Source organism: Streptomyces sp. NPDC004838 (genome assembly GCF_053600955.1).
The window spans coordinates 70,994-90,515 of the sequence record NZ_JBSGAW010000030.1; the positions used below are offsets into that span (position 1 = coordinate 70,994).

The 19,522-nt window shown below is 71.0% G+C and carries 15 protein-coding genes; 12 read left to right on the forward strand and 3 right to left on the reverse strand.

Annotated features, from left to right (window positions below; translation table 11 throughout):
* Positions 1-168 precede the first annotated feature (168 nt).
* Together mqnP and ACWEFL_RS28960 are read left to right on the forward strand one after the other, a co-directional pair.
* Positions 169-1,071, forward strand: a complete 903-nt coding sequence (mqnP, locus tag ACWEFL_RS28955; protein WP_451717912.1) for a menaquinone biosynthesis prenyltransferase MqnP — start codon at positions 169-171, stop codon at positions 1,069-1,071.
* A gap of 43 nt (positions 1,072-1,114) precedes the next feature.
* Positions 1,115-1,606 (forward strand): Uma2 family endonuclease, encoded by a 492-nt coding sequence (locus tag ACWEFL_RS28960; RefSeq protein WP_451717915.1) that lies wholly within the window; start codon positions 1,115-1,117, stop codon positions 1,604-1,606.
* Positions 1,607-1,786: 180 nt separating this feature from the next.
* Here ACWEFL_RS28960 and ACWEFL_RS28965 read toward each other — a convergent pair whose 3' ends face one another.
* The gene (locus ACWEFL_RS28965) at positions 1,787-2,404 is read right to left on the reverse strand and encodes a rhomboid family intramembrane serine protease (RefSeq protein ID WP_451717918.1); all 618 of its coding nucleotides are present in this window, start codon (positions 2,402-2,404) and stop codon (positions 1,787-1,789) included.
* A 143-nt stretch (positions 2,405-2,547) separates the two neighbouring features.
* Here ACWEFL_RS28965 and ACWEFL_RS28970 point away from each other — a divergent pair, with 143 nt between their 5' ends.
* The 6 genes from ACWEFL_RS28970 (at position 2,548) to ACWEFL_RS28995 (ending at position 8,241) form a co-directional block, all read left to right on the forward strand.
* Positions 2,548-3,345: a UbiX family flavin prenyltransferase gene (locus tag ACWEFL_RS28970; protein WP_451718010.1), complete on the forward strand. Its 798-nt coding sequence runs from the start codon at positions 2,548-2,550 to the stop codon at positions 3,343-3,345.
* 121 nt (positions 3,346-3,466) lie between these two features.
* Positions 3,467-3,922, forward strand: coding sequence for an Lrp/AsnC family transcriptional regulator (locus ACWEFL_RS28975; RefSeq protein WP_451717921.1), 456 nt, complete (start codon positions 3,467-3,469; stop codon positions 3,920-3,922).
* Between the two features lie 91 nt (positions 3,923-4,013).
* Positions 4,014-5,177 carry an aminofutalosine synthase MqnE gene (gene mqnE, locus ACWEFL_RS28980; protein ID WP_451717924.1) on the forward strand — a complete coding sequence of 388 codons (1,164 nt, stop codon included), beginning with the start codon at positions 4,014-4,016 and terminating at the stop codon, positions 5,175-5,177.
* A gap of 56 nt (positions 5,178-5,233) precedes the next feature.
* Positions 5,234-5,758, forward strand: a complete 525-nt coding sequence (locus ACWEFL_RS28985; RefSeq protein ID WP_451717927.1) for an N-acetyltransferase family protein — start codon at positions 5,234-5,236, stop codon at positions 5,756-5,758.
* A gap of 103 nt (positions 5,759-5,861) precedes the next feature.
* Positions 5,862-6,113 (forward strand): DUF4229 domain-containing protein, encoded by a 252-nt coding sequence (locus ACWEFL_RS28990; RefSeq protein WP_451718013.1) that lies wholly within the window; start codon positions 5,862-5,864, stop codon positions 6,111-6,113.
* Between the two features lie 787 nt (positions 6,114-6,900).
* Complete coding sequence (locus tag ACWEFL_RS28995) at positions 6,901-8,241, forward strand: dicarboxylate/amino acid:cation symporter (RefSeq protein ID WP_451717930.1); 1,341 nt, start codon at positions 6,901-6,903, stop codon at positions 8,239-8,241.
* An 82-nt stretch (positions 8,242-8,323) separates the two neighbouring features.
* Here ACWEFL_RS28995 and ACWEFL_RS29000 read toward each other — a convergent pair whose 3' ends face one another.
* Positions 8,324-9,049, reverse strand: a complete 726-nt coding sequence (locus ACWEFL_RS29000) for an NAD(P)-dependent oxidoreductase (RefSeq protein WP_451717933.1) — start codon at positions 9,047-9,049, stop codon at positions 8,324-8,326.
* A 96-nt stretch (positions 9,050-9,145) separates the two neighbouring features.
* Between ACWEFL_RS29000 and ACWEFL_RS29005 the strand changes: the two genes are divergently transcribed.
* Together ACWEFL_RS29005 and ACWEFL_RS29010 are read left to right on the forward strand one after the other, a co-directional pair.
* Positions 9,146-9,829 carry a TetR/AcrR family transcriptional regulator gene (locus tag ACWEFL_RS29005; RefSeq protein ID WP_451717936.1) on the forward strand — a complete coding sequence of 228 codons (684 nt, stop codon included), beginning with the start codon at positions 9,146-9,148 and terminating at the stop codon, positions 9,827-9,829.
* A gap of 300 nt (positions 9,830-10,129) precedes the next feature.
* Positions 10,130-10,822 (forward strand): TetR/AcrR family transcriptional regulator, encoded by a 693-nt coding sequence (locus tag ACWEFL_RS29010; RefSeq protein ID WP_451718015.1) that lies wholly within the window; start codon positions 10,130-10,132, stop codon positions 10,820-10,822.
* 316 nt (positions 10,823-11,138) lie between these two features.
* On the opposite strand, the gene ACWEFL_RS29015 is transcribed toward ACWEFL_RS29010, so the two are convergent.
* Complete coding sequence (locus tag ACWEFL_RS29015) at positions 11,139-11,759, reverse strand: hypothetical protein (RefSeq protein WP_451717938.1); 621 nt, start codon at positions 11,757-11,759, stop codon at positions 11,139-11,141.
* A gap of 104 nt (positions 11,760-11,863) precedes the next feature.
* Here ACWEFL_RS29015 and ACWEFL_RS29020 point away from each other — a divergent pair, with 104 nt between their 5' ends.
* Positions 11,864-14,761: a TIR domain-containing protein gene (locus tag ACWEFL_RS29020; RefSeq protein ID WP_451717941.1), complete on the forward strand. Its 2,898-nt coding sequence runs from the start codon at positions 11,864-11,866 to the stop codon at positions 14,759-14,761.
* A 441-nt stretch (positions 14,762-15,202) separates the two neighbouring features.
* A complete protein-coding gene (locus ACWEFL_RS29025) occupies positions 15,203-19,522 on the forward strand; it encodes a Pls/PosA family non-ribosomal peptide synthetase (protein WP_451717943.1) in 4,320 nt (1,439 codons plus the stop codon).

Here is a 19,522-nt window from a genome sequence, read left to right on the forward strand (position 1 = left end):
CACGCCCGCGCACGCGGCAGATAGCGGCACGCCCGCGCACGCGGCAGGTACCGGGACGGCGGCGCGTGCCGTACGTACCGGGACGCCGACGCGCACCGTACCTACGGGGGCACCAACCGGGACGCCGACGTGCGCGGCGCGTCTGCGCGACGCCGGGGAGTCACGGCGGTGAGCGCCTCCGCCGCCGCCGTACCGGGGCCGGGCAGGACCAGGGCGTTCCTGCGGCTCGTGATGATCGAGCACTCGGTCTTCGCGCTGCCGTTCGCGTACATCGCCTCCCTCACCGCGATGTTCCAGCTCGACGGGAGCATCCACTGGGTGAAGCTGCTGCTCGTCACCATCGCGATGGTGGGGATGCGGACCTTCGCGATGGCGTGCAACCGGATCATCGACCGCGAGATCGACGCGCGCAATCCGCGTACGGCCGGGCGGGAACTGGTCACGGGCGCGGTGAGCGTACGGTCCGCGTGGACGGGCGCGATCGTCGCCGTCGCGATCTTCCTGGCTGCGGCGGCCCTGCTCAACCCGCTCTGCCTCGCGCTCGCGCCGATCGCCGTGATCCCGATGGTCGTCTACCCGTACGGCAAGAGGTTCACGAACTTCCCGCACGCCATCCTCGGCCTCGCCCAGGCCATCGGCCCCATCGGCGCATGGCTCGCGGTCACCGGGACCTGGTCCTGGGACGCGGTCATCCTCGGTCTGGCGGTCGGCGTCTGGATCGGCGGCTTCGACCTGATCTTCGCCACCCAGGACGTACAGGCGGACCGCGCGGACGGCGTGATGTCCGTCCCCGCCCGCTTCGGCGTCCCGGCGGCGCTGTACGGGGCGAGGGCGGCGCATGTCGTCACGACCGGCCTGCTGGTCTGGTACGCGCTGGCCACGGACGCGGGGGTCTGGTTCTGGACCGGTCTGGTGATCGTGGTGGTGGCGTTCCTGTACGAGCACTCGGTGGTGAAGCCGCACGATCTCTCCCGCCTGAACCGGGCGTTCTTCACGACCAACGGTTTCATCGGCATCTCGCTGTTCGTCTTCGCGCTCCTGGATCTCCTGGTGCGCGGGCTGACGGTGTAGCTACGGTCCGGTCTACCGTCGAGGGCAGGACAGGGCGGCCGACGTGACCATTTCGGAGACTGATCGCCTGCACTCGCAGCTCAGCCGGTTCAAGGACATGTTCCCCGGCTATCGGACCGAGATCGTCGAGGGCAACATCGTGATGAGTCCCGTACGTCCCTTCCGTAATCGAACGATGATGAACCTCTGGGGGCGACTGGAGACTCAGCTTGGCTCGGAGTGGGGCCTTATCAGCGATGTCGCCGTTCCCTTCACCGACTCCGACGAGTTCTGCCCGGATCTCGCCGTCGTCCCGGCGAAGGAGGAGGCGCGAAATCTCAGCGCCTGCCCGCCTGACCTGATCGAGCTGGCCATCGAGGTCGTCTTCCCGAGCAGCAGGCGCAACGATTACAAGGTCAAGGACCGTCACTACGCTGCCAGGGGCATCCCCAACTATCTGATCTTCGACCCGTGCAAGGGAGAAGTGACCACCTGCTGGAACCCCGGCCCCACCGGCTACCGAGGTACGGACAGTTTCCCTACGGCGAGACCCTGACCGTCGAGAGCGCAATCGGCACGCTCAGCGCCGACACCTCACGGCTCCCAGTCGACCCCGGTACCTGACCTGACCTGGCCTTGGCCGACGCCTGACCGGGCGGGGCTGTCGGCCCGGCCCGCCTTTTCCTCCGTCCCCGGCCGAACCCCGACGTACTGGTCGGGGCTGACCCGGCACCGCTCAGGCGACGGCTTCGCGCGCCGCCACCCCGCCCCTCTCGCGGCGGCGGAAGACGAAGGCCGCGGCTATGCCCGCGATCAGGCCGAACAGATGGCCCTGCCAGCTGACTCCCGTTTGGGCGGGGGAGAGGCCCATCAGGATGGTGCTTCCCCAGACCGCGCCTATCAGCAGCCCCACGCCGACGTCGAGCAGCCTGCGGTCGACGAAGCCGCGGATGACCACATAGCCGAAGAGGCCGAAGACCAGGCCGGACGCGCCCGCGGTAACGCTGTTGCCCGGTGAGACGAGCCAGACGCCCAGCCCGTCCACCAGGATGATCATCAGGGAGACGGCGAGGAAGCGCCGGATGCCGCCGAGCGCGGCCACGAAGCCGAACACCAACAGGGGGACGCTGTTGGAGGCGACATGGTCGAAGCCGAAGTGAAGGAAGGCCGAGGGCACGACGTCGCGCAGCTCGGACACCTCGCGGGGGGTCACCCCGTATGCGTCCAGGGAGTGGCCGCTCGCCGCATCGATCGCCTCGAGCACCCAGAGCAGGGCTATCCAGCCCACCATCAGCCCGGCGGCGGCCTTCGCACGGTCCGCCGTGCGCCACTCGGTGACGTCCGCACCCCTCATCGCAGCCCCCCCGCCTTCTCTCTCTGCTTTCGCTCTCCGCCACCCCGGTCGAAGATCCGGCGTACACCCTGGAGAACGTCCGGCACACCGTCCTCAGTTCCTGGCGCGCACCGCCGGATAGGCTCACATGTGTGGAGCCAGAAGTGAAGACCCGCCGTCCCTGGATCGTCGGAGTCTCGGGCGCGTCCGGTACGCCCTATGCCGCCGCGGTGTTGCGCGGGCTGCTCGACGCGGGGGAGAGCGTCGACCTCGTTGTCTCGCGGGCGTCGAGGCTGACCCTGCTGGACGAGACCGGGATCGCGTTCCGGGACGCGTACTGGCGGGACGATCTGCGGGAGTGGCTGGCGCGCGGCGCGGACGGAAAGCCGGGTACGTACGCCGTGCCCGCCTTCACCGCCCCCGGATCGGCCCCCGCCCCGGGGCCGGACAGCACCCCCGGCCCCGGATCGGCCCCAGCCAGCCCCGTCCCCGGCTCGGCCCCCGCCCCCGACGTCGTACGGCACTGGGCGGCCGGGGATCTCGCCGCCGGGCCGTCATCGGGGTCGTACCCGGCCAAGGGCATGCTGATCGTGCCCGCCTCCACCGCCTCCGTCGCCGGAATCGCGCTCGGGCTCTCCAAGGATCTGCTCCAGCGCGCGGCGAGCGTCACGCTCAAGGAACGCCGGCCGCTGATCGTCGCCGTACGGGAGACGCCCCTGAACGGGCAGACGCTGAGGCATCTGGTCACGCTGGACGAGGCGGGCGCCGTGGTGCTGCCCGCGTCCCCGGCGTTCTACGCGGGCGCGACCCACATCCAGGATCTGGTGGACTTCGTCGCCGGGCGGGTGCTGGACGCGGCCGGCGTGCCGCACCGGCTGTACCGCCGCTGGGAAGGGGAATTGGGCGCCTCGCGCGAGGACCGTACCGCCGACGGACCGTCTTCCGTCGACCGGACCCGATAGCACCGGACACCCATGAAGATCATCGCTCAATCATGGAATAATCGTAGGGATTTTCCCCTCCACGCCTTAGATTTGCCCTAACAGATCGCTGGATCGCTGAATAATGGAAGGCTCCAGGCTTATGGACGCGGTGGACAGGCAGCTCATCCAGGCCCTCAGGGAGAACGGCAGGGCCTCCTACGCCGAGCTGGGACGGCTGGTGGGCCTCTCCGGGCCCAGCGTCACCGACCGGATCAACCGTCTTGAGGCGGCGGGCGTCATCACCGGCTACCGCGCCACCGTCGACGCGGCCTCCCTCGGTCTCGGCGTCACCGCCCTCATCGGGATCTCCCTCTCCGACGCCGCCGACCACGAGGACGTGGCGCGCCGGTTGCGCGATCTCGAAGAGATCGAGGACTGCTGGTTCATCGCGGGCGACGACTCGTACATGCTCAAGATCCGTACGAACGATGTGGACGGTCTGGAGAAGACCATCCGCCGGCTCAGCGGGACCCGCGGGGTCTCCCGTACGCGTACGACGATCGTGCTCTCCACCAAGTGGGAGAACCGCGTCGGGGAGCTGCCCGACCGGGTGTGACCTGTGGTCCTGGGGGTCCACCGGCCCGCAGGATACGGGGGAGTACGGTTGGGGAAGCCCGATTGGCAATGAATATATGGGAGGCGGGCGCATGGACGCTGGGCTCAAGCGCGAGCTGGAGGAGAAGGTCAGGGCCGGAGAGCGGCTGACCCGTGAAGACGGGATCGCGCTCTACGACTCGGACGATCTCGCCTGGCTCGGCGGACTCGCCCACGAGGTGCGCACCCGTAAGAACGGTGACGTCGTCCACTTCAACGTCAACCGCCACCTCAATATGACCAACGTGTGCACCGCGTCGTGCGCGTACTGCTCGTTCCAGCGCAAGCCGGGCGAGAAGGACGCGTACACCATGCGCATCGAGGAGGCCGTCCGCCTCGCCAAGGCGATGGAGAACGACAACCTCACCGAACTGCACATCGTCAACGGGCTCCACCCCAACCTCCCCTGGCGCTACTACCCCCGTTCTCTGAGCGCCCTGAAGGAAGCCCTGCCGGACGTCTCCCTCAAGGCGTTCACCGCCACCGAGATCCACCACTTCGAGACCATCTCGGGCATGCCGGCGTCCGACATCCTCGACGAGCTGATCGAGGCCGGGCTCGAATCCCTCACGGGCGGCGGCGCGGAGATCTTCGACTGGGAGATCCGGCAGCACATCGTCGACCACAAGACCCACTGGGAGGACTGGTCGCGCATCCACCGCCTCGCGCACAGCAAGGGGCTCAAGACCCCGTGCACGATGCTGTACGGGCATATCGAGGAGCCCCGCCACCGCGTCGACCACGTCCTGCGGCTGCGTGAACTCCAGGACGAGACCGGCGGCTTCCAGGTCTTCATCCCCCTGCGCTACCAGCACGACTTCGTCGACATGAAGGACGGCAAGATCCGCAACAAGCTCCAGGCGCGCACGACCATGGCGACCGGGGCCGAGGCGCTGAAGACCTTCGCCGTCTCCCGCCTGCTCTTCGACAACGTTCCGCACGTCAAGGTCTTCTGGGTGATGCACGGCGTGCAGACCGCCCAACTCGCCCTCCAGCACGGCGCGGACGACATGGACGGCTCGGTGGTCGAGTACAAGATCACCCATGACGCGGACAACTACGGCACGCCGAACAAGCTCACCCGCGACGATCTGCTCGATCTGATCCGTGACGCGGGCTTCCGCCCGGTCGAGCGGAACACGCGGTACGAGATCATCCGCGAGTATCCCGGCCCGGACGCGGACCGGCGCGAGTCGCCGCAGCCCATGCGCGTCTGAGCCGCTACGGACCACTACGGACCGCCCGGACCGCTCCGGCGTACGTGAACCGACAGATGCCCCTCACCTTCACCCTCGACCCGTCCGTCGACCGCGCCCTGCGCGATGGCATCCTCCGTCTCTGGGCGGATGTCACCAACGCGGGAGGCGCGGTCGGCTTCGTGCCGCCCGTCACCGCGGAGGACATACGCCCGGAACTGCTCCGGCACTTCACGGCCATGTCCGAGGGCGCCGCCCGCCTGCTGGTCGGCCACGACGAGGACGGCGAGGTCGCGGCCACCGCCTTCCTCTCGTTCAACTCGCACCGGCTGATGAAGCACTGGCTCTGGCTGTACACGGTCATGGTCCACCCCCGGCACCAGGGCGCGGGCCACGGCCGCCGTCTGATGGCCGCGGTCGCCGACGCGGCGCGCGGGTGCGACGGCATCGAGGCGATCCGGCTCGGCGTCCGCGGCGGGACGGGCATCGAGCGGTTCTACGCGGGCTGCGGTTATGAAGAGGTCGGCCGGGTGCCGGGCGCGATCCGGGTCGCCGACGGCGACGACCGGGACGACATCACCATGCTGCTGCCGCTGTACTGATCGTTTTCCGCCCGTGCTTCACTGGTTCGAGCACATACGACGCAGAAAGAGAGAAGGTCCCGCCGTGTCAGCCAAGTCGAGTGCAGCGATCAAGTACACCGCCATGCGCTTCGGCGTCTTCGTCGGCTGCTTCGCCGTGGTGGCCGTCCTGGTCCAGTTCGGCGTGCTGCCGAAGGGGCTCGGCGACTCCAACTTCGTCTGGGTCGTGCTGCTCTCGCTGGTGCTCTCCGCGCCGCTCAGCTTCATCCTGCTCCGTAAGCAGCGGGACGCCATGTCGGAGCAGATCGTCAACTCGGTCGACAAGGCGAAGGCCCGCCTGGACGCGAACCGCACGAGCGAGGACAGCGTCGCGTAACCCGCGCCATCCGTTCCACCCACCCGCCCCCGGGGAGCATCCCGCTCCCGCCGGGGGCGGTTGTGTTTTCTCCGGTGGCGGGCGCGGGCGTTGACGGTCGGGGGCGGGCCTCTTCGCGAGGGGCGGTTTCTTGATGGAGGCCGGGCGTGGGGGTGCTCGCCTCTGGACGAGGGGCGTGCCTTGACGGGGGCGACTGGCCCGGCGGGGTTGTTCGCCCCGATGCGACGCCGCGGTGTCTTGGCAGGCGGGGGTCGGGCCTGTGAGTGATCGTCCGCCTTCGCGCGAGGCGCGGTGCGCTGACGAGTGAGGGGACGCGCAGGGGGCGTGTTCGGGACGTAAAGCGTCGCAACTCGCGCGGAGCGCGGTGAGGAAAGCAGTCCCGAATATGCCCCCGGAGCGGACCCGGAGGGTCACCCCGTCGGGCGCCCGTTCCGCAGGGGGCGCCGTCGGGTGCCCGCACCCCGGGGGGCTTCTGACCCGCGCCGGGTTCCCGCCCCGGGGGGCTCCCGCTCTCAACCCAAAGCAACCCTTTGAGAATCTCAAAGTTCAAGTGTTAACGTATGCATTATGAAGACAGCAGTGCGCCCCCACGACGCCGCGAGCACCCCGCTCGTGGCGCGCCTGCATGTCGATCTCTGCCGCTGCATGTCGGCGGTCTGTCGCCGCTCGGTCTGACCCCGGCACCACCCCCCAGCGGCGCAGCCCTCTCGCGGCGCAGCCCCTTCTCGCGCACGGGCGCCGCCATCCGCTCTGCCTCTCCCCGTCACGTCATCACTGGAGTGTGTCCGTGTCCGCGAACACGACGTCCCCGGCTGCCGGAAAGCCCTCGGGCTCCGGCTTCCGCATACCCAAGGTCCCCTTCTGGGCGCAGATCGTCGCCGGTCTGGTGCTCGGCGTCCTCCTCGGCTGGCTCGCCCGAGGGCAGGACATCGGCTGGCTCAAGGACACCCTTGAGCAGATCGGCGGCATCTTCATCCGGCTGCTGAAGCTCGCCGTCGCCCCGCTCGTCTTCTTCGCCATCCTGGTGTCGATCACCAACCTCCGGAAGGTCAACAACGCCGCCCGGCTGGCCTCCCGCACCCTCGTATGGTTCATGATCACCTCACTGATCGCGGTCGCCATCGGCATCACGATCGGCCTGCTCACGAATCCGGGCTCGGGCACCGGCCTCACGCCGAAGGACGGCAAGGCCCCCGAGAACCAGGGCAGCTGGATCGACTTCCTCACCGGCATCATCCCGACGGACGTCATCACGCCCTTCACCGAGCTGAACGTCCTCCAGATCGTCTTCATGTCCGCGGTCGCCGGTATCGCCGCCCTCGCGCTCGGCGAGAAGGCCAAGCCCATCCTCACCCTCAGCGAAGCCGTGCTCGAACTGCTCCAGAAGGCCCTGTGGTGGGTCATCCGCCTCGCGCCCGTGGGCACCGTCGGCCTCATCGGCTACGCCATCGCCGACTACGGCTGGGACCTGCTCGGCAAGTACGCGACCTTCACCGCCGACGTCTACATCGGCTGCGCCATAGTGCTGTTCGGCGTCTACCCGCTGCTGCTCGCGACGGTCGCCAAGGTCAACCCGCTCCAGTTCTTCAAGGGCGCCTGGCCCGCCATCCAGCTCGCCTTCGTCTCCCGCTCCTCCGTCGGTACGATGCCGGTCACCCAGAAGGTCACCGAGCGGCTCGGCGTACCGAAGGAGTACGCGTCCTTCGCCGTCCCGTTCGGCGCGACCACCAAGATGGACGGCTGCGCCGCGATCTACCCGGCGCTCGCGGCGATCTTCATCGCCCAGATCTTCGACGTGCAGCTCGGCATTCAGGACTACCTGCTGATCGCGTTCGTCTCGGTCGTCGGCTCCGCCGCCACGGCGGGCCTCACCGGTGCGACGGTCATGCTCACCCTGACCCTGTCCACGCTGGGCCTCCCGCTGGAGGGCGTGGGTCTGCTGATGGCGATCGACCCGATCCTCGACATGATCCGGACCGCTACGAACGTGGCGGGCCAGGCTCTCGTGCCCGTGATCGTCGCCGCGAAGGAGAAGATCCTGGACCACGACGCGTACGACTCGGCCAGTTCGTCACCGATCGACGAGTACGAGTACGAGTCCGGCCGGAAGGTGCCCGCCGCGGCCTAGGCGTGGCCTGGACACGACCTGCCGCCACTGTTGTGACCGGGAAGGGTTCGCCGTCCGGTGAACCCTTCCCGGTCACAGCACCCTAGGAGCGGCCCTGGGAGCGGTCCTTGGCGCCGTCGGCGTGGGCGAGGGCGCTGGGGCTCAGGCGGCCGACGATCGCCGGCGCCTCCTGGACGAGCGTGTCGTCGGTGAGGGCCTCCACCATGAAGAGCGCGAAGTCCACCCGGCGAGTCAGGTCGCTGGCCAGCACCGGGTCGCCCACATGCCGGCTCCACACGGGCAGGCCCTGGCTGTCGCCCTCCTCCAGGGTGCTGCCGCGCACCACGGTCCACCGGGTGTCGCTGGCGAAGACCCGGCGGCACGCCTCCACCTGGTCGTCGATCTCGACGGCGCGGACGAGCCTGCCGAGCACGGCGGCGATCCGGACGCCCGCGGTGAACATCCGCGAGTACCTGTCCCGGCCGTCGCGCGTGATGTGCCAGCCGCAAGAGAAGACCAGGCGCGCGCCCGGCCGTGCGTGGTCGAGCACGGCCTGCGCAGTGCCCGACGAGTACTGCTGCACACCCCAGGGCACCAGCACCGTCAGCACCCCGTCGCACCCGTCCACCGCCCGCCGGATCACCTCCGGATCGTTCGTGGCGCCGGGGACGATGGTGATCAGGCCCTCGAACTCGGCCAGTTTCGGCACGCTGCGCTCGCGGCAGACGCCGACCACCTCGTAGCCGCGTTCCAGCGCGTGCCGGACCATGTACCGCCCGAGCTTCCCCGAAGCCCCGACGACGCAGATCTTCTTACGTTCCGTGCCCATGGCGCAGCCTCTCGCCGGAATGTCTACCTTATGTTGTAAGGCAAGTTAGCCTTATGTTGTAAGGCGGTCAATGGCGACGAGGAGAGGGAGGCGCGGATGCGTGAGGGAGGCAAGGGCCGGCGCGGGGCGACGGAGCGTACGCCGCTCAGTCGTGAGCGCGTGATCCGTACGGCGGTGGCGGTGGCGGACGAGAAGGGCTCGGCCGCGCTCACCATGCGGGCCATCGCCGAGCCGCTGGGCGTCGAGGCGATGTCGCTCTACCACCATGTCGCGGGCAGGGAGGACATCCTCGACGGCATGGTGGACGCGGTGTTCGGCGAGATCGACCTGCCGCCGCGCGACACGGACTGGAAGAGCGCCATGCGCCACCGGGCGTGTTCCGCCCGGGCCGTGCTGCGGAGCCATCCGTGGGCCGTCGCGCTGATGGACTCCCGCGCCCGGCCGGGCCCGGCGACCCTGCGTCACCACGACGCCGTCATCGGCGCGTTGCGCGCCGGAGGGTTCTCCGTCGCGATGACCGCGCACGCCGTCTCGCTGATCGACAGTTATCTCTACGGCTTCGTGATCCAGGAACTGAGCCTGCCGTTCAACGGCTCGGCGGAGTTGGACGAGGTCGCGGGGGCCATCCTCCAGGGGATGCCCGCCGACGCCTACCCCCATCTCACCGAACTCGCCGTCGAGCACGCCCTCAAGCCGGGCTACGACTACGCCGACGAGTTCACCTTCGGCCTCGGCCTGATCCTCGACGCCCTGAGCCCGGACGAGGCCATGGGTATCTAGTCTTCCGCGCCGGAGACGGCGACCCCGAGTTTCTCTGTGTTTCTCTGGGTTTCTCTTTGCTTTTCGGTTGTTTTCGGTGATCGGTGGAGCGGCCCGACCGCCCTGCCGCTCCACCCCGCACCACCCCATCGCCGCAGGTCCCCGCGTTCTGTACGGACGGAGCGCGGGGACCGTGGCGCGTTAATGACCTTGCGCCGGGTCGTAGGCTTACTGATCGGTAGGGGTGGGGGCTTCTCAGCAGGCCGGGGTGCGGGAGGGATGTCTGGCATGGATGCCGTGAAGGGCGCCAGGAGCAAGCGGATGCCACGGGCCGTCCGGGAGCGGCAGATGATGGACGCCGCGGTGCGGATCTTCGGGCGGCGTGGCTACCGGGCGGCGTCGATGGACGAGATCGCGGAGCTGGCGGGGGTCTCCAAGCCGTTGATCTATCTGTATCTGAACTCGAAGGACGAGCTGTTCACCGCGTGCATCCGACGGGAGGCGTCGGCGCTGCTCGCCTCCGTACAGGCCGCGACCGTGCCGGGGCTCTCCGCGGACCGGCAGCTGTGGGCGGGGCTCACGGCGTTCTTCACGCACGCGGCGGAGAACCCGGACGGGTGGAACGTCCTCCACCGTCAGGCGCGGACGCACGGGGAGCCGTTCGCCCGCGAGGCCGCGCTGATGCGGAACGAGATCGTCGAGTACGTCGCGACGCTGATCGCGGCGGCGGCGCACGAGGCCGGGCCCGCGCGCCGGGACCGCGATGTGCCCGATGCGTCCGAGGTGTCTAAGAGGCCCGACGCGCGCGGGGCGCGCGACGCACCCGAGCCCGGACTCCCCGAGCGCGACATGGCCGCGCTGGCGCAGGCGCTGGTGGGGTCGGCGGAGTCGCTGGCCGGGTGGATGAACGACACGGGGTCGGTATCGGCGAAGGAGGCGGCGGCCACGCTGATGAACTTCTCGTGGGTGGGGCTCGGCGATCTCCTGTCGGGCGAGCGCTGGTCCTCCAACTGACGCCGGCGCGGTCCCCGTCGGCGGTGCCGACGCTGTGCCCGGAGCCCGGAGCCCGGAGCCCGGAGCCCGGAGCCCGGAGCCCGGAGCCCGGAGCCCGGAGCCTGTGCCGACCCGCCGCCCGCGTGGCCGGTGCGGTGGCCTCGGACGTTCCCCTGCGAAGCTCAGGCGGACCTCCCCCGGTCACAGCACCGGTCCGCGTGCAGCCGGAACAGCCCGCTTCCTCCGCGGATCCCACGGGACGGCGCGCGACCGTCCGGATGTCGCGGGCGATCGCGCGCCGGAACCCCGGAGAGCCGTATGCGGTGAACACGGGCAATTACGGGGCCTCTGGGGACTCTGCTTCCCGGCGGGCCGTGTCGGTGGATCCGCCGGGCTCGGCGGCCTGTGCCGGGACCCGGACCGTGATCAGGTCCCCGACCCCCGCCACCTCGTTGAGGGCCTGCGCCAGGGACAGCAGCACCTTGCGCACGGATTCGATCTCGGCCCGCAACTCCTCCGCCCGCTCCCAGCGCCGCTCGTGTGCGACGGGGTCGATCTGCTCGCTCCGCCCGCTCTCGTACGCCGTGAGCAGCGGATGCCACCGGCTCAGCAGCGGCCTGATGGAGAGGTTGAGCACATTGACGGCGAGCAGTCCGAAGGTCACCTGTCCCGGCGCGACCCTGGGCGCCACCGCCGGCCCGTACCGGCGCAGGATCTCCCGCGTGGTGCCGAACACCGTGTAGAGCGACGACAGGGCCTCGCGCAGCAGCCCCTGGTTCTTGCCGAGTTCGACCACCGAGATGCGGGTGGCCAGTTCGACGTAGAGCTCCCACGCGGCCATCCGCTCCGACTCGACGGGCTCCCACGTCCCCGCGATCTCACCGACGAAGGGAATGGCCAGCTTCACGCTGATCTGCTGCGGGGCGAGTCCCCCGCCCCGCCTGAGGCGTCGACGCACGTTCTGTACCTTTCCCCGATGGCGAACACCACATGCCACCCTACGAGTTGCTGGGCAGTGCACAAGTGGCGGACAGTCAGCGGACGGCACGGGGAGCGCGATTCATGACGCGGGACGGATTCATCTCGTACAGCCACCAGCGCGATGTCGAACTCGCGCAGGCTCTGCAGCGGGGGCTGCACAAGCTCGCGCGCCCCTGGACACGGAGACAGGTCATCAACGTCTTCCGGGACACCACCAGCCTCTCCGCCAACCACGATCTCTGGTCGTCCATCCTCCAAGAGCTGGAGCGGTCCCGGTACTTCATCTATCTGGCTTCGCCGGAGGCCGCGGCCTCGCGCTGGGTCCAGAAGGAGATCGACTTCTGGCTCAACAACCGCCCCATGGACCGGTTCCTCATCGCCGTCAGCGCCGGCACGGTCGTCTGGGACCACAGGGCGGACGACTTCGACTGGTCGCGGACCGACGCGCTGCCGCCGCTCCTACGGGGCAGGTTCGAGGCCGAGCCGCTGTGGGTCGATCTCGCCGCCGTCCGCAAGGGGGAGAAGTACTCCCTACGTCAGGCGGACTTCCGGGACGCGGTGGCCACCCTGGCCGCGCCCCTGCACGGCCGCAGCAAGGACCAGTTGGACAGCGAGGACATCCGGCAGCACCGCGTGGCGACACGGATGCGCCGCGGTGCGGTCACGGGACTCGCGATTCTCCTCGTCACCTCTCTGGCAGCCGGTGGCTTCGCTTGGCAGCAGCGTGGCGAGGCCCTGGAACGAGCCCGTGTCTCGGCGTCGCAGGCCCTGGCGGCGCGCTCCCTGGAGATCGCGGACACGGATCCGCGGAAAGCGGCGCAGTTCGCCCTGTACGCGGAGGAGGTCCGGCCGACGGGCGAGTCGGCGCAGGCGCTGGCGCGAGCAGTGGAGGCCAACCGCGGCGTCGTGCGCCATCTGCAGGGCGGATTCGAAGCCGTGGCCGACTACCGGGGTGCCGGGAACCAGCCCGCGACACAGGTCGCCATCAGCCGCGACGGCAGCACACTCGCCTACTACTCGGATCTCGGCAGCGCCCCGACCTTCGGCAAGGGCCCCGACGAGGTGCACATCTACGACATCCGGACGGGCAAGGAGCGTGGCGGCCTTCCGACCGGGGGATGGGCTCAGAGCGGCGGAGCGCTCGCGTTGAGTTCCGACGGGCGGCTCCTGATCATCGAGGGAGCGCGCAACACGATCGAGATCTGGAGCGTCCCGGACCGGAAGCTGCTCCGTACCCTGACCGCGAGCGACACCGAGGACCTGGCCCAGGTGGCCCGGCGGCTGCGCGCCTGGGCGCTGTCCGGGGACGGACGGTGGATGGCGGCCACGTACTACGCGGCCGAGGTGAAGGAACTGCAGCTCTCCGTCTGGGACACGAGGACCGGAGTGCTCGTCCACCGGGGCGCGGCCGACAGCGAGGAGATCCATCTCGCCTTCGACAAGGACGACCGTCGGTTGATGGCCTTCGACGGGGTGGGGGGCGTTGCGCGGGCGTATGACCTGAAGACCCGGCGCTGGGGGAGCGGCCGAGAGCTGCCCGGCCTCCCGCTGAAGGGCAGTTCCGTCACGTTCCCCTCCGGCGCCGCCGACCGAGCGCTGCTCGTTTCGGGAGGCAACCCCGAGGACGAACCCGAGGACGAACCGGGAAGGAAAACCGCGGACGGACTCTGGGATCTGGCTCAGGGCAAGCGACTCGCCACCACGACCGGCGGGCTGAATTACGCGGCACTCCCGGCGGACAACCCGCGGATCGTGGTGGCGGCCGAGGAGAAGCGGGTCTCCGTCTTCGACTCCCGCCTGCGCCGCCAGCGCGTGCTGGGCTCCTTCGGCTGGCCCGTCATGAGCGTCGCGACCTCGGGCGACGGACAGTGGGTGGCCGCCGGGTCCAGCGACGGAGCGGTCTCGCTCTTCACCGTCGGAGCGCGCGGCACCGACGACCTGCCGAACGAAGGCCGATTGACGGCGGGAGAACTGACTCCCGACGGGCGGCTCGCGTACGGGGTCGGCCCAGGGCACCAGGACGAGACGGAGCTGTGGGCCGTCGCCGACGGAAATGCCGGGCTGAGGCGACTGGGCCGGATTCCCGAAGGGGTCCCTCTCTCGGACGGAGCGGTCGCCGCCACCCCGGACGGCGGCCGGGTCGCGCTGTTCTCTCGCGGCGAACTCTCCCTCTGGGACCCGCGAACCGGACGACAGGTCGGGGAGAGAAGGACGTACGCCTACCGGACCGCGTCCGTGAACGGTCCTCGTCTCTACTTCCTGGCGGACGGCGTCCACCTCGTCGGCACATGGGATGAGAAAGTCGTGCTGATCGACACCCGGACAGGGGTTCTCAAGCAGGTCCTGGACCAGGAGGACGGCGGGACCCTCCAACTGGCCCTGAGCGGAGACCGCAAGACCCTGGTCGCCGGCGATGTGAGCCTCGGCGACGTCCTCGTCTGGAGGTGGTCGGGGGACGGCCGCTTCGAGAAGGTCCGGAAGGTGGACGGCCGGGCCGAATCCGGGGTCTTCCGGATCTCGGTCGATCACGGTGGCAGGAAGGTGGCGACGGTGAACGCCGACGGCCGCATCGCCGTCCTCGATGTCGGCACGGGCAGGGCCGTCACCAGCCCGGTGGTCACCCGGACGGGACTCCCGGACGTGGTCTTCAGCGGCGACGCACGCACGTTGGTGCATGCCTTCGCCACGACGACGGAGAGCGGTCTGGAGTTCTGGGATACGGAAAGCGGTGACGCGCTCGGGAGCTGGATCCTGGGATCACACAGCCCGGCCGCCGAAGATCCCTCGCCACAGGTCGTCCCCGCGCCGGGCGGTGGCGTGCTCGTACTCGGCAGCGACGGCACCCTTGTCCGCCGACCGCTGGACGTCGCCGACTGGCGTGAGACCCTGTGCGGTCTGGTGGCGGAACCGCTGCCGAAGGGTGAGCGCGACCGCTATCTGAGCGATCTGAGCATCGACGCGCCCTGCAGTGGTGACTGAGTCCCCTGACCGAGCCGCCGTGACCGCACAGAGATCGGCACAGGAACCGGCACAGGAACCGGTCCGGGAGGTTCCGCTCGGGAGAACCGGCACAGGCGTCGTCCCCACGAGCGGTCGACGGGCTCGCGCGGACCCCCACAGGCCGCCCCGGAAGGGGGCCGCGGCGTGCCCTTCGCCACAGTCGGAGGGCGGGGCGGCCGTACGGAGGCGGGCGCGCTTCACCTGCCGTGAGCTGGGCGGACGCGGGCCGTGAAGAGGGACAAGACAGGGATCGACCCCGGCTCTCACATCAGGCGAGTCGGGGCATCGGTGGATAAACTCCTCGTTTGCCCATGGGCACGGCACGACGGACGGAGTGAGATCGATGTGTACGCGCCAGTCTCGGATCGGCCGGGGTGACCCCGGACGTACGGCCCCGTCGGCCGACGACGGGTGTGCCGCATGACTGTCGCCTCGCAGACCCAGGCACTGCTGGACCCGCTGCTCGACGAGACGGCGTCGCCGGCGTACTTCGCCGCGGGCCCCGCCGCCCCCGAGCGGACGCTTCTGGACATCCTCGACGCGACGGCCCGCCGTCACCCGAGCGCTCCAGCCGTGGACGACGGCGTCACCCCGCTCACGTACGCGGGGCTGCTGGACGAGGTCGAGGCGCTGCGGCGACGGCTGGCCGAGAGCGGTGTCGCCGCCGGTGACCGGGTCGGTGTCCGGGTGCCCTCCGGCACGGCCGACCTGTACGTCTCGATCCTCGCGGTGCTCGCGGCGGGCGCGGCCTATGTGCCCGTCGACGCGGAGGACCCCGGGGAGCGCGCGGAACTGGTCTTCACCGAGGCGGCCGTGCACGCGGTGATCGGCGCGGGCCGCACGATCACGAAGACGGGCGCGGCGACCACGAAGGCGGGTGCGAAGGCCGCCCCCGGCCCAGCCCCCGGCACCACCTCCGCCCCGGCGACCAGCTCAGGCCACGCCCCCGCGACCCCCACCCCCGGCCACCGCCGCCCCACCCCCGACGACGACGCGTGGATCATCTTCACCTCCGGCTCCACCGGCAAGCCCAAGGGCGTCGCCGTCACCCACCGCAGCGCGGCGGCCTTCGTGGACGCCGAGGCGCGGCTGTTCCTGCCCGCCGCGCCCCTGGGCCCCGGCGACCGGGTGCTCGCCGGGCTCTCCGTCGCGTTCGACGCCTCCTGCGAGGAGATGTGGCTCGCCTGGCGGCACGGAGCGTGCCTGGTGCCCGCGCCCCGCTCCCTCGTCCGTACGGGCCTCGACCTCGGGCCCTGGCTCGTGGAACAGCGCATCAGCGTCGTCTCGACGGTCCCCACGCTCGCGGCGCTCTGGCCCGCCGACGCGCTCGACCAGGTACGTCTGCTGATCTTCGGCGGTGAGGCGTGCCCGCCCGAGCTGGCCGAGCGCATGGCCGTGTCCGGCCGTGAGGTCTGGAACACCTACGGGCCCACCGAGGCCACGGTCGTCGCCTGCGCGGCCCCCCTGAACGGTGAGGGCCCGGTCCGCATCGGGCTGCCGCTCGACGGCTGGGAGCTGGCCGTCGTGGACGCGCGGGGCGAGATCGTGTCCATGGGCGAGACGGGCGAGCTGGTCATCGGCGGGGTCGGCCTCGCCCGCTATCTCGACCCCGCCAAGGACGCCGAGAAGTACGCCCCTCTTCCGGCCCTCGGCTGGACCCGCGCGTACCGTAGCGGCGACCTCGTCCGCGCGCAGGAGGAGGGCCTGCTCTTCGTGGGCCGAGCCGACGAGCAGATCAAGCTCGGCGGCCGCCGTATCGAACTCGGCGAGATCGACGCGGCCCTCCAGGCGCTGCCGGGGGTGGCGGGCGCGGCGGCGGCGGTCCGCACGACGGGTGCCGGCACGCAGGTGCTGGTCGGATACGTGGTCCCTGCCGGGTCCGAGAGCCCGTCGGCGGCGGACACGGTCACCGGCGCGGATGCCGGCGCCGGTGCTGTCGGTGCCGGTGCCGGGGAGACGTCCGCCGCGGCTCACGAAGCCGCGGCGTCCCCCACGCCCGGTGAGACCGTGTCCCCCTCGTCCCACGCGGTCGGTTCCGGCGCGGCGAAAACCGCTGGTTCAGAGGCGACCGGCACAGCCGGGTCCCTCGCATCGGATGAGGTCGCCCTCCGCGAGGTCGCGGCCGACGCGGCAGGCTCCGCCGGAACCGGAACCGGAACCGGAACCGAGGCCGCGCGCGGCGAGCCCGCCCACCCCGAGGCCGCGCCCAACGCGGCCCCCGCGCCCGCCGCGCCCGACGCGGCCCCCGCACCCGCCCCCGCCCCCGCCTTCGACCACGCCGACTCCCTCGCCCGCCTCCGCGCGGAGCTGCCCGCCGCCCTCGTCCCGCTGCTCGCGGTCGTGGACGAGCTGCCGACCCGTACCTCCGGGAAGGTCGACCGGGACGCCCTGCCCTGGCCGCTGCCGGACATCACGACCGGCCCGGCCGAGGGGAGCGCCCGCCTCACCGAGATCGAGGAGTGGCTCGCCGCTCAGTGGAAGGACCTCCTCGGCGCGCCCGTCACCGGCCCCGACGCGGACTTCTTCGCCAACGGCGGCGGCAGCCTGGCCGCCGCGCAGCTCGTGTCGCGGATCAGGGAGCGGTACGGCACCGGCTCCGTCGGCGACATCTACCAGAACCCCGCGCTCGGCGCGCTCGCCCGCACCCTGGAGAGCACGGTCGCCAAGAGCGCCGAGGTCCGCGAGGTGCGGCCGGTGCCCCGGCGGGCCCAGGCGGCACAGCTCCTGCTGATGGTGCCGCTGCTGACCGTCGCCGGACTGCGCTGGAGCGTCGTCGCCGCGGCCGTCGCGAACGTCCTCGGGCTGGGGCCCGGAGTCTCCTGGTGGTGGATCGCGCTCGGCTGGCTGCTGGTCGTCAGCCCGCCCGGCCGGATCGTCATCGCGGCGGGCGGCGCGCGGCTCCTGCTGCGCGGGGTGCGGCCGGGCACGTACCCGCGCGGCGGCGGCACGCATCTGCGGCTGTGGACCGCCGAGCGGCTCGCCGAGCTGAGCGGGGCCGTGAACCTCGCGGGCTCCTGGCTCACGTACTACGCGCGCGCCCTCGGCGTACGCATCGGCGAGGACGTCGATCTGCACGCCCTGCCGCCCGTCACCGGAATGCTCAGGCTCGGCCGGGGCTGCGCCGTCGAACCCGAGGTCGATCTGTCCGGCCACTGGCTGGACGGCGACCGGCTGCACATCGGAGGCGTACGCATCGGCGCGGACGCCGTCGTCGGGGCCCGCAGCACGCTCTTCCCCGGCGCGCGGATCGGGAAGCGCTCCGAGATCGCGCCCGGATCGGGCGTCACCGGGTCCGTACCGGCCGGCGAGCGCTGGTCGGGCGTGCCCGCGACCCGTGCCGGCAAGATCCGCAAGCACCAGCAGTACGGGGAACGCCCGCCGCGCAAGCGCCGCTGGACCGCGGCCTACTCGTTGGCCTCGCTCCTCCTCGGCCTGCTGCCCGCCGTCGCCGTGCTCCCCGCACTGCTGGTGCTGCGCCTCGGCCCCACCCCGCTCGCCGCCGTCCCGCCGGCGACGGTCACCGCCCTGGTCGCGTACGCGCTGCTGATCCTCGTCGGCGTACGGGCGCTGAGCATCGGGCTGCGCGAGGGCAGCCATCCCGTGCACGGCCGGATCGCCTGGCAGGCGTGGGCGACCGAGCGGCTGATGGACATGGCGAGGGTGCATCTCTTCCCGCTGTACGCGAGCCTGCTCACCCCCGTGTGGCTGCGGGCGCTCGGTATGAAGGTGGGCCGCGGGGTCGAGGCGTCGACCGTGCTCGCGCTGCCCGCGATGACGACGGTCGGCGACGGAGCGTTCCTCGCCGACGACACGATGGTGGCCTCGTACGAGCTGGGCGGCGGGCGGTTGCGGATCGCCGAGGCCCGCGTCGGCAAGCGCGCCTTCCTCGGGAACTCCGGGATGACGGCCGCGGGCCGCCGGGTGCCCAAGCGCGGACTGGTCGGAGTGCTGTCGTCGGCCCCGAAGCGGGCCAAGGCGGGCAGCTCCTGGCTGGGGATGCCGCCGATGCGGCTGCCGCGCGCGGCGGAGACCGGCGACCAGAGCCGTACCTTCGACCCGCCGGCGCGGCTGAAATGGGCGCGCGCGGCCGTCGAGCTGTGCCGAATCGTTCCCGTGATGTGCAGCGCGGCGCTGGCCGTCCTCGGGATCATGCTCTTCGCGAGCACGGCGGAACGTTTCGGCTATCCGCTCGCCGTCCTGCTGGGCGGTGCCGTACTGCTCGCGGGAGGCGTGGTGGCCGCGGTGACGGCCATCGTGGCCAAGTGGGCGCTGGTGGGCCGGTTCCGGCCGGTCGAGCACCCCCTGTGGTCCGCGTTCGTCTGGCGCGATGAGCTGGCCGACGCCTTCGTGGAGGTGCTGGCCGTACCCTGGCTGATCGGCGCGACCCCCGGCACCCCGCTGATGAACCTGTGGCTGCGCGCCCTCGGGGCCCGTGTCGGGCGGGGCGCGTGGTGCGAGACGTACTGGCTGCCGGAGGCCGATCTGGTCTCCGTCGGCCGGGGCGCTACCGTGAACCGGGGCTGCGTGGTGCAGACGCACCTCTTCCACGACCGGATCATGCGCATGGACAATGTGGTCCTCGGGGCGGGCGCGACGCTCGGCCCGCACGGCATCGTGCTGCCCGGCGCGGTGATCGGCGACCGGGCCGTGGCCGGTCCGGCGTCGCTGGTGATGCGCGGGGAGCGGGTGCCCGCCGACACCCGCTGGCTGGGCAACCCGATCGCCGCGTGGAAGCGGTAG

What these genes read in the sequence shown, in the direction of transcription:
- ACWEFL_RS28965 (WP_451717918.1), bottom strand. Translation starts at nt 2,404, where the DNA reads ATGAGGGGTGCGGACGTCACCGAGTGGCGCACGGCGGACCGTGCGAAG.
- ACWEFL_RS28975 (WP_451717921.1), top strand. Translation starts at nt 3,467, where the DNA reads ATGGACGCGGTGGACAGGCAGCTCATCCAGGCCCTCAGGGAGAACGGC.
- mqnE (WP_451717924.1), top strand. Translation starts at nt 4,014, where the DNA reads ATGGACGCTGGGCTCAAGCGCGAGCTGGAGGAGAAGGTCAGGGCCGGA.
- ACWEFL_RS28985 (WP_451717927.1), top strand. Translation starts at nt 5,234, where the DNA reads ATGCCCCTCACCTTCACCCTCGACCCGTCCGTCGACCGCGCCCTGCGC.
- ACWEFL_RS28990 (WP_451718013.1), top strand. Translation starts at nt 5,862, where the DNA reads ATGCGCTTCGGCGTCTTCGTCGGCTGCTTCGCCGTGGTGGCCGTCCTG.
- ACWEFL_RS29000 (WP_451717933.1), bottom strand. Translation starts at nt 9,049, where the DNA reads ATGGGCACGGAACGTAAGAAGATCTGCGTCGTCGGGGCTTCGGGGAAG.
- ACWEFL_RS29005 (WP_451717936.1), top strand. Translation starts at nt 9,146, where the DNA reads ATGCGTGAGGGAGGCAAGGGCCGGCGCGGGGCGACGGAGCGTACGCCG.
- ACWEFL_RS29010 (WP_451718015.1), top strand. Translation starts at nt 10,130, where the DNA reads ATGCCACGGGCCGTCCGGGAGCGGCAGATGATGGACGCCGCGGTGCGG.
- ACWEFL_RS29020 (WP_451717941.1), top strand. Translation starts at nt 11,864, where the DNA reads ATGACGCGGGACGGATTCATCTCGTACAGCCACCAGCGCGATGTCGAA.
- ACWEFL_RS29025 (WP_451717943.1), top strand. Translation starts at nt 15,203, where the DNA reads ATGACTGTCGCCTCGCAGACCCAGGCACTGCTGGACCCGCTGCTCGAC.